Below are 9,257 nucleotides of genomic sequence, written 5' to 3'. Positions count from 1 at the left end.
TTGTTCCGCGACACGATCGCCGGTCCGCCGGCAAAGCCGCCCGGAGGCGCCCCGTGGTTGGTCCAGCCGCTCCAGCCGCCGGTGCCGGTCCAGGCCTTGGACCACACATTCCCGTCAAAGCCCCGGGCAAACACGTGCTCGTGGTTGGTCCCCATCGAGCCCGGAGCCGGCTCCGAGGCCAGCGAGGCGCCGTCGTTGTGCCGGCCCCAGGGATGCCAGGACCCGGAGAAGAACGCCCGCTGCCAGAGCGCATTGTCATTGCCCCGGACATAGATATTGCACACCGAAGTGTTCCGCGACACGATCGCCGGTCCGCCGGCAAAGCCGCCGGCCGGTGCCCCGTGACTCGTCCAGCCGCTCCAGGACATAACTGTCTCCTTCGAACCCGCGGGCCGCTTTACTACCGGGGACAGTGTGCTCCGGCACCGTTACAGCGCCGTTATGACATGCGCAGGATCCGGCCAGCACGCCGGATCCTGCGCCTCAGGGCAGCCGGATCCCCTATTGGCCGGCCGGAATGCCGGTGATGAATTCGGCGGCTTTTTCGCCGATCAGCACCGAGGGGGCGTTGGTGTTGCCGGTGGGCACCAGCGGCATGACCGAGGCGTCGGCCACGCGCACGCCGGCCAGCCCGTGGACCTTCAGGCTGCGCGGGTCCACCACGGCGAGGGCGTCCAGGCCCATCTTGCAGGTGCCGACCTGGTGGTGGTAAGTCACGGCGGTTTCGCGCACGTAGCGCTCGAGGTCCTCGTCGCTGTCGGAAACCTCCGGGCCGGGGTAGATTTCCTCCGGACCCCAGTCGGCCAGGGCCTGCGTCCGTCCCATTTCCCGGCACTGGCGGACCGAGGCCACCAGCGAATCGACGTCGGCCTGCTCGGCCAGCGCGCCCAGGTCGATGCGCAGTTCGTCCGCCAGCCCGGGCCCGGTGAGGGTGATCTCGCCGCGGCTGAGCGGACGCACGATGCCGCCGATGAGGGAGAAACCGTTCTCCGGCCCGGTCATCGAGTCCAGGAAGTACATCGGAATGGAGAAGTGGATCGGCTGGGTGTCCGGCACGGCCAGGTCCGGGCTGCTCTTCCAGAAGTGGTGGACCTCGGCCGCACCGACCTGCGACGGCGGCACTTCCTTCTTCGTGGTGGTGAAGATGACCGGGGACAGCAGGTGGTCGTGCAGGTTCTTGCCCACCCCTGGCAGGTGGTGCACCGGATCGACGCCGGCTGCGCGCAGCTCCTCGGCCGGACCGACGCCGGAGCGCAGCAGCACCGCCGGGGTGCCGATGGCCCCGCCGGCCAGGATGGTTTCGCCGGCGGTGAGGGTGTGCCGGGCTCCGTCCTTTTCGTATTCGACGCCGGTGACCGTGCCGTCCTCGATCAGCAGCCGGTGCACGTGCGCGCCGGTGACCAGGGTCAGGTCCGCATTCCCCATCACTGGCTTCAGGTAGGCGTGCCAGGTGTTGAACCGCTTGCCGTTGCGCACGGTCAGCTGCATCTTGGACACGCCTTCGACGTCGCCGGAATTGTAGTCCTCGTTGAGCTTGATGCCGACTTCCTGGGCGGCTTCGAGGATGTCCTCCTGCACCGGATTCATCGGGAAGTCCTTCACCACGTCCAGCAGGCCCGCACCGCCGCGGCTGTCCGAGGCGCCGCCATCGTAGTTCTCGATCGCCTTGAATACCGGCAGGACCTCGTCCCAGCTCCAGCCCGGGCAGCCCAGGTAGTTCCAGGTGTCATAGTCCTGCTTCGCCCCGCGGACCCAGATGGTCGCGTTCAGCGCGTGCGAGCCGCCTGTGACCTTCCCGCGCGGCAGGTGCAGGCGCCGTCCGGCGCAGCCTTCCTGCCCGGTGGTGTAGTAGTCCCAGTCCTCCGGCCCGTGCCACAGCGCCCCGGCGGCGAACACATCGGCGATCACCGGGTTGGTATCCTCCCCGCCGGCCTCCAGCACGGCCACCGTCTTGCCGGCGTCGATCAGCCGGCGGGCCACCACGGCGCCGGCCGACCCGGCGCCGACCACAATGAAATCGAACTCTGCTGCTGTCATCCTTGACACTTCTCCTCAACTGCGTGATGTGGGTCACCGCTTGCGCGTCCCTCCAGTCTTGCGGCGGCGGGCGGGGCTGCGCTTGTAAGTTGGTGCAGGCCGCATGGATACCGGTGCACGACGGCGGCGGGGCCGGTGCCGGCACGCCCGACGGTCCCGCGTGTCCCGGCGCCGGTTGCGCACGAACGGCCGGTGCCCTCCGTAGCATTAATTCGTCCGCAGACCGGAGCCGCCTGGCGGCCGGGGACCGAGGAGTGGCAATGCTGAGGCTGGACGACATCGACCTGGACGACCTGGGCAGCGCCCTCGAGTTCCGGGACGGACTCGAGGAAATGTCCTGGTGGTTCGACCCGGCCAGCGGCGAGACCATCTGGTCAGGCGGCGCAGTCGAGGACGCCGGCTCGGAAGAAGATCTGCTCGGACGCGGCGCCATCCAGGTCGAGCCGATCAGCTCGCAGGAGGGCTACCGGCTGATGGAATCCTTCATCGGGAGCGTGGACAATGGCCGGGCCCGGGAACTGCTGTGGCGGGCCATCGACGGCAAGGGGGCGTTCCGGCGCTTCAAGGACACCTTGTATGAATTCCCCGGCCTGATGGAGCGGTGGCTCGCCTTCCACGACGACTGCGTGCGGCGGTACGCCATCGAATGGCTGGTCGACGCCGGCGTCGTGGACCCGGACGAGGCGGACGACGCCCTGGACGGGTAGCCTCAGAAGGCCGGCCGCCAGGTTTCCACCCGGCCCTCCTGTACGGCCGCCACCTCGCGCCAGCGGTCGAAGACCGAGCAGGGATGGGAAATACCCAGGTCCACGACGTCGCCGACCGCCAGGTGAGCGGCCGGAGTGAGCACCGCGTGGTGGTCGAACAGCTTCGCCACCGTGCCCGCCGCCTCCGGCAGCGCCGCCCCGTCCCGGTACGCCGCCACAACCACCGGCAGCCCGGCGTCGTACGCCAGCTCCCGCTTGCCCGCATTCAGCACCGCCATCCCGGGCTCCGGCGCGGAAACCACCAGGGCCCGCACCACCGCGGCGGCCACCAGTCCGGGCACCGGGGACACCCCCGCATAGGTGCCGTGGTCATGCACCACATAGCAGCCCGAGCGCAGCACATTCACCGCCCCGCCGGGCAGGAACGCGGCGGCCCGGTCCTGGAATGCCGAGCCGCCAATGCTGAAGACGGGCCGGCCGGGCCCGAATGCCGGCCGCAGTGCCTCGAAGACCTCCCGGGCCAGGGCACAGTGCGTGTCCACGCGGGCCAGGTTCTCCGCCGTGCGGGTATTGGCAACCACACCCTCGTAGGCGCTCACGCCGGCGGCCAGCAGGCCCGGCGACGCCGCAATCTGCCCCACCAGCGGCAGGGCTTCGGCCACGGTCCGGATGCCGGTGCGCCCGCCCGGCGTGCCGACATCGATGAGCACCCGCAGCGGCCGGGGCGCACCGTCGAAGGCCTCGGCCATCGCGCGCACGCCGGCGGCGGAATCGGCCAGGCAGTAGAGCTCCAGCTGCGCGGCGGCTTCCAGCCAGCGGCGCAGCTGCCCAAGATGGGCACCGTAAATGACCTCGTTGGCGATCAGGATCCGCTCGGCGCCCCACTCGATGGCCCGGCCCGCCTGCGCGACCGTGGCCACGGTGACGCCCCAGGCGCCGGGCAGCTGCCGCCGGACAATTTCGCGAGTCATGGTGGTCTTGATGTGCGGGGCCAGCACCATCTGGTGCTCCCGGGCCCAGGCCTGCTTGACGGCGATATTGTGCTCGACCGCAGCCACGTCCAGCAGCAGCTGCGGCAGCGAGTCCAGCGGCAGGGAGGGAGAGAGTGCTGCCATGCTGCGAGTTTATCCCGCAGGCGAAGCGATCCCGGACAATCCTGCCCGGGACCGCTTCCTTTCAGGGAATGTCGGATCCAGCTATTAGTCGGCCGCGTACACGGTTTCGCCTTCGAAGACGGTGCGGAGCACTGCTGTCGTGCCGATGTCGTCGACTGGAACGTCGAAGAGGTTCCGGTCCAGGACGATGAAGTCCGCGGACTTGCCTACCTCGATACTGCCTTGGCTCTGTTCCCGGTTGACCGCCCGGGCGCCGGCGATGGTGACCGATTGGATGGCGGTGGCCAGGTCCACCGATTCCTCCCCGTGTTGGAGCATGCCCTGCAGGCCGGGGAAGAGGTTGGGGCTTTCGGTGATGATCCAGTCCGATCCGACCGTCATGGCCGCGCCGTGCTTGAGCACCGAGTTGAAGCGGAACCCGTCCTGCAGGCCGTATTCGGGAATGTGCCACAAGGCGGGGGACATTTCCGCCGTGACGTTCAGTTCCGGCAGCCGGCCGTAGTCCTGGTCGCTGATGAATCCGGCGTGGGCGACTTCATGGGAAGGTCCGTCCGGGCCGTTGTGTTCGCGCACGTAGGCGATGGCGTCCAGTGCGGTGCGGATGGCGCCTTCCCCGGCGCAGTGGATCTTGACGGTGAGCCCCTCGGCGTCGAATTTCACAAGAGCCCGGGCAAGTTCATCGCTGGGAATGAGGATCTTCGATTCCTCGACGGCATTGTCTGCGGTGAGGCCCGCCTCGGTCATGTGCGGCGGCAGCGGAGCGCCGTCCAGCCAGATCTTGATGAAGCCGGTGTCCACGTGCGCGCTGCGCCAGGCGTCGCGTGCCTCGATCAGCCGGTCCAGTTCGGCTGCGCTGGCACCGCCGAAGCCTTCCTCCTTCCAGACCAGGTGGGCGGCAATGTGCAGCTTCAGGCCGCCGTCGCCGTCGAGTGTTCGGAAGGCCCGGAGCGCCGGCGGATTCGCCGATGCTTCCTGGACCGAGGTGATGCCGTACTTGTGGCACATGGACACGGCCCAGGCAACGGCTTCGGCGTTGGTCTGGTCCGGGTGGCCGGGCATGGCCCGCATGACCGGCCAGCGTGCCTGCTCGACCAGTTCGCCGGTCAGCTCCCCGGTGCCTTCCCGGCGAATGAAACGCCCGCCGCGGGGATCGTCCACGGAATCGCTGATGCCTGCCAGTTCCAGAGCCCGGCTGTTGGCCAGCCCGTGGTGGATCGAGTAGTCGTAAAGGAAGACCGGCTGCTCCGGGAAGGCTTCATCCAGGAAGCGCCGGTCGACCCCTTCGTCGCCGAAGGCAGGCGGGAAGAATTCACCGCCGATGATCCATTCGTTCCCGGCTGCGTCCTTCGGCCCGTGGCAGTGGCAGGTCTTGAGGTCTTCGATGATCTGCTGCGGGGCCGCTCCCGGGCTCAGGCGGGGTTCGAACCTGAACTTCAGGCCGCTGAAGAGCAGGTGGAGATGGGCATCGTGGATGCCCGGCATGACCATGCGGCCGTCCAGGTCCACGAAATCCGTGCCCTCGGGTGCGGCGTCGCGCACTTCACCCTCGCTACCGACGGCGCTGATTTTCCCGTCTTCCACCAGCAGGGCCTCTGCCCACGGCTGGTCCGGATTAACGGTGTAGATGCTGGCGTTGATGAATGCTGTTTTCATGTCCTGTGTCCTTTCCGTGAACCGTGGTTACAGTCCGAGCTGAGCGGCGGCGCCGGCCAGGTCCCAGTAGCGGTGGGTTTCGGTGATTTTGCCGTCGCGGACGGTGTGCACGTCGCAGAAGGCCAGCGAGGTGGATTTGAAGGTCGGCGCGACCTCCCCCTCGGGTGTCGCCAGCGGCCCTTCATGCACGCCGACGCCGTTGAACTCGGCGACAACGAAACCATCTCCTCCCCGGATGACGAGGTCTTCGCACCTGCCCCGCGGGAACGGGGTGTTCCAGGCAGTGAAGTTATCCTTTTGGCCTTCGGGTCCCACATAGCGTTCCCCGGTGGGGATGTTCAGCCAGAGTGCGTCCTCGGCAAAGCACGACAGCCAGGCGTCCAGGTTCCTGTCGTTGTAGGCCTGGTAGAGCCCCTCGGCGAGTTCGACGGTCTGATGGGTGGTGGGGATCATTCTTTTCCTTCCAGATGGTTAAGCCGGGGCTAAACGGATAGGTAGGCGGCTTCGAGCACTGCCGGGTCTGCCTTGAGCTGCTCGCAGGAGCCGTTGAAGACGATCTGGCCGCGGTTCAGAACGTAGGCGCTGTCGCCGATGGCCAGAGCAAGTGCCGCAAACTGCTCAACCAGCAGGACGGCCAGACCCTCGTCGGCCAGCTTGCGCACCGTAGCCAGCAGCGTCTGGACGATGACAGGGGCCAGGCCCAGGGACAGTTCGTCGAGCAGAAGGACTTTCGGTTTCATGGCCATGGCCCGTGCCACCAGCAGCATCTGCTGCTCCCCTCCCGAGAGGAGACCGGCGCTGAGTGAGCGGCGTTCGGCAAGCCGGGGGAACAGCTCGAAAGCGTCCCTGGCTCCTTGGGGGCCTCCGACAATGAGAATGTTTTCTTCCACGGACAGCTGGGAGAAAACGGCCCTGCCCTGCTCGACGTAGCTTAATCCCATGCGTGCACGGTGGGGCCGCCGCCGGTTGTGCAGCGGCTGTCCGTCCAACTCGATAGTTCCCTTCGAGGTAGCAACGACTCCCGTGATGCCGTCCAGCAGGGAACTCTTGCCTGCGCCGTTTGCACCGAGGAGGACCGATACCTGTCCCGGCCGCACGGTGAGGCTGACGTCCCTGCAGATACGCAGTCCGCCCCTGTCCACGTCCAGATTGCGAACGGCCAAACCTTGGTTCATAGTTCGCTGACCTCCTTGCCCAGATAGGCGCTGATGACCCGTTCATCCGCAAGAACCTCATCGACTTGGCCGGTGGCGATTACCTGGCCAAAGTCCAGGACGGTCACTGCTGATGCGGCCGAGCGGACCAGATGCATGTCGTGTTCAATGAGCAGGACGCTGGCACCGAATACCTTGGGAATGGCGGCGATGCGGCGGGCCAGACCAATGCTGTCTGATTCGTCCAGTCCGGCCGCTGGTTCGTCGAGCAGGAGCAGTGCAGGACGCGCGGCGAGGGCTGCGGCGATTTCCAGAATCCTCCGTGAACCGACATCCAGCAGACTGACCGGTGTGTCCAGCGGGGGCAGGCCGAAGAATTCCTTGAGTGCAGGTCCTGACTCCCTGCTGTGTTCCCGCCCCCCGGCCAGGCGGATATAGTCCCCTATGGTGAGCGAGTCGATGACACGGCTTTGCTGGAACGTCCGGCGGATGCCGGAGGTGACGCGGCGGTGCGCGCTCAAACGGTCGACAGTTGAGCCATTGACCTTGACGCTGCCCCGGTACGAGGCGAGGAAGCCGGTGACGGCGTCGACGAATGTGGACTTTCCGGCGCCGTTCGGGCCGACCAGGGCGTGCACCTGCTGCCGGCCGATACTAAGGGAAACGTTGTCCAGGGCCTTGTTTTGTCCGTAGGTGACCGTCAGCCCGTCCACGGTGAGCACGTCGGCTGCGGTGTCCGGTTTCTGCCAGAACGTGAGGTCGGGGAGTTCCGGTGCCATCGCGCAGGATCTTTGCTTGTCCGCATATTTTCTGCCGGCCATCCTGGCGGCAATCTGGTCCGAGATCCCTCCCTGTCCCCGGCGCAGGGTGTCGATTGCCCCCGCTGCGAAGATCAGGTCGCCCAGGTCAAGAGGCAGGCCGAGTCTGCGGAGCAGTTCGGGAACGAGGGTGATGAGCGCGCCGGCCAGCAGCGCCCCGCTCAGGACCCCGGCGCCCGTGGTGATGGCGACGGCGAAATAGACCATGGAACTGACCGGTGTGAACACGTCGGTGGTGAGCAGCCCGAACTGTCCTGCCATGAGGCCCCCTGCGGTACCGGCCATGAAGGCCGCCGTCCCGAATGCGGAAATCTTGGCCCGTGCGACGTCCACACCCAAAGCTGCGGCTGCACGTTCGCTGGTGCGGACCGCTGCCCATGCCAGGCCCAGGGGCCGGTGACGTGCCCACCACAGCAGGACGCACAGCAGGCCGACCACGGCCCAGGCGAGGAAATAGAACCAGATGCTGTTGGCAAACGGGGCGTCCGGGATAACCGGTTTGCCCTCGCCGGTTCCCGGGAAGCTGCCCCTGCGCAGGTACAGGTCCAGGGCCACGGCAAAGCCCAGTGTCACGACCCCCAGTTCCACCCCGCGCACACGCAGGGCCGGCAGGCCGATGACCAAGCCAAGCGGCAGAGCCACGAGACCGCCGGCGAGCACCATCAGCGGAAAACCCATCTGCCAGCCCAGGTCGTTGATCCCGGCCACGACCCAGCCGCCGACGGCGGCAAAGGACATTTGGCAGATCGAGAGCAGGCCCGCCTGGTTGGTCACGACCCCGACGCTTCGGGCAACAAGCGTCGAAACTGCCATGGTGGTGAAGAGGAAAACCCAGTACTTCGGCAGGATGAACGGTACTGAGCAGACCAGGACTGCGAAAGCAGCCCATAACGCGACGTGTTTCTTATCGGGCCTCATCCCAGACTTCCTTTCTTCTCACCCACACCAGGAGCACCACGATGACCAGGAACGGTATGGCAGCCCGGTAATCCGCAACCGCTTCCATCCGGGACCCGATTCCCTCCAGGGCGCCGATGCCCAGGCCCCCGGCGATGGCCAGCCAGACGCTGGAAAATCCGCCGACAAGACCGGCCGCCATGGCCGGAACGATCAGGAACGAGAGCGTCATAAATGTAGGGCTCTGGGTGGGTGCGACCAGCAGAATGGCCATGCACGACAGGCAGCCGACCACCAGCCAGACAATGATGGACAGGGACCTGGCATTGATCCCCAGGAGTTCGGCAGTGGTTGGGCGTTCCGCGACGGCCCGCAACTGCAGCCCGGTTTTGGTCCGGCGCAGAAAGAGCGTGACCGCGGCGGCCACAGCGACGGCGACACCAATGGAAACGAGCGTTCCGAGGGAAATCCGGACACCGGCGACGTCAAAGGTCAGGGCCGGAACCACCTCGGGAATGGTGCGGGATACGTTGCCGAATGCCCGAAAGCCGGCGGCCAGGAGCAGGATCAGGGTCGCGATGGTGACTGCCGACCTGGTCATGATCCCCGATTCGGAGAACCAGGCCGCCATCCCCATGCCCAGGAGGCAGGCGAGCAGGCCCGAACAGGCGATACCGACCGGCGCCGCCGCCAGGATTGGCCATCCGGCACCAAACAGGACATAGGTCAGGTACGCCCCAAAAGCTCCCACAGCGGCCTGGCTGAAGTCGAGCACGCCGATCAGGCGGAACAGGACAACAGCGCAGACGCCGAGGATTGCATAGGCTGCGCCGGAGACGAGTCCGGCGACAAGTCCTTCCAACATGGAATTCTATT

General features: G+C 66.8%; 9 protein-coding genes. 1 reads left to right on the top strand and 8 read right to left on the bottom strand.

Going from position 1 to position 9,257, the window contains the following annotated elements; all coding sequences use genetic code 11:
* On the bottom strand, positions 1–368 hold a 368-nt coding region (locus tag HGG74_RS00995), incomplete at its 3' end, for a DUF8189 domain-containing protein (RefSeq protein WP_512698799.1).
* Between the two features lie 133 nt (positions 369–501).
* Positions 502–2,037 carry a GMC family oxidoreductase gene (locus HGG74_RS00990; protein WP_168484478.1) on the bottom strand — a complete coding sequence of 512 codons (1,536 nt, stop codon included), beginning with the start codon at positions 2,035–2,037 and terminating at the stop codon, positions 502–504.
* 260 nt (positions 2,038–2,297) lie between these two features.
* Here HGG74_RS00990 and HGG74_RS00985 point away from each other — a divergent pair, with 260 nt between their 5' ends.
* The gene (locus HGG74_RS00985) at positions 2,298–2,744 is read left to right on the top strand and encodes a UPF0158 family protein (RefSeq protein ID WP_168484477.1); all 447 of its coding nucleotides are present in this window, start codon (positions 2,298–2,300) and stop codon (positions 2,742–2,744) included.
* Positions 2,745–2,746: 2 nt separating this feature from the next.
* Here the strand turns inward: HGG74_RS00985 and HGG74_RS00980 are convergent, their stop codons facing one another.
* The 6 genes from HGG74_RS00980 to HGG74_RS00955 form a co-directional block, all read right to left on the bottom strand.
* Positions 2,747–3,859 (bottom strand): alanine racemase, encoded by a 1,113-nt coding sequence (locus HGG74_RS00980; RefSeq protein WP_168484476.1) that lies wholly within the window; start codon positions 3,857–3,859, stop codon positions 2,747–2,749.
* An 84-nt stretch (positions 3,860–3,943) separates the two neighbouring features.
* Entirely contained in the window at positions 3,944–5,512 is a 1,569-nt protein-coding gene (locus HGG74_RS00975; protein ID WP_168484475.1) for an amidohydrolase, read from the bottom strand.
* A gap of 27 nt (positions 5,513–5,539) precedes the next feature.
* Positions 5,540–5,965 (bottom strand): nuclear transport factor 2 family protein, encoded by a 426-nt coding sequence (locus tag HGG74_RS00970; protein WP_168484474.1) that lies wholly within the window; start codon positions 5,963–5,965, stop codon positions 5,540–5,542.
* Between the two features lie 29 nt (positions 5,966–5,994).
* Positions 5,995–6,687: an ABC transporter ATP-binding protein gene (locus HGG74_RS00965; protein WP_168484473.1), complete on the bottom strand. Its 693-nt coding sequence runs from the start codon at positions 6,685–6,687 to the stop codon at positions 5,995–5,997.
* Positions 6,684–8,402, bottom strand: a complete 1,719-nt coding sequence (locus tag HGG74_RS00960; protein ID WP_168484472.1) for a branched-chain amino acid ABC transporter ATP-binding protein/permease — start codon at positions 8,400–8,402, stop codon at positions 6,684–6,686. Before HGG74_RS00960 ends, HGG74_RS00965 begins: the two co-directional genes overlap by 4 nt.
* On the bottom strand, positions 8,389–9,246 hold the full coding sequence (locus HGG74_RS00955) for a branched-chain amino acid ABC transporter permease (RefSeq protein WP_168484471.1): 858 nt from the start codon (positions 9,244–9,246) through the stop codon (positions 8,389–8,391). Before HGG74_RS00955 ends, HGG74_RS00960 begins: the two co-directional genes overlap by 14 nt.
* Positions 9,247–9,257 lie beyond the last annotated feature (11 nt).

The organism is Arthrobacter mobilis, from assembly GCF_012395835.1.
Lineage (GTDB): Bacteria > Actinomycetota > Actinomycetes > Actinomycetales > Micrococcaceae > Crystallibacter > Crystallibacter mobilis.
The sequence above is the reverse complement of the archived record's forward strand: the minus strand, read 5'-3'. Positions and strand labels throughout refer to the sequence as shown.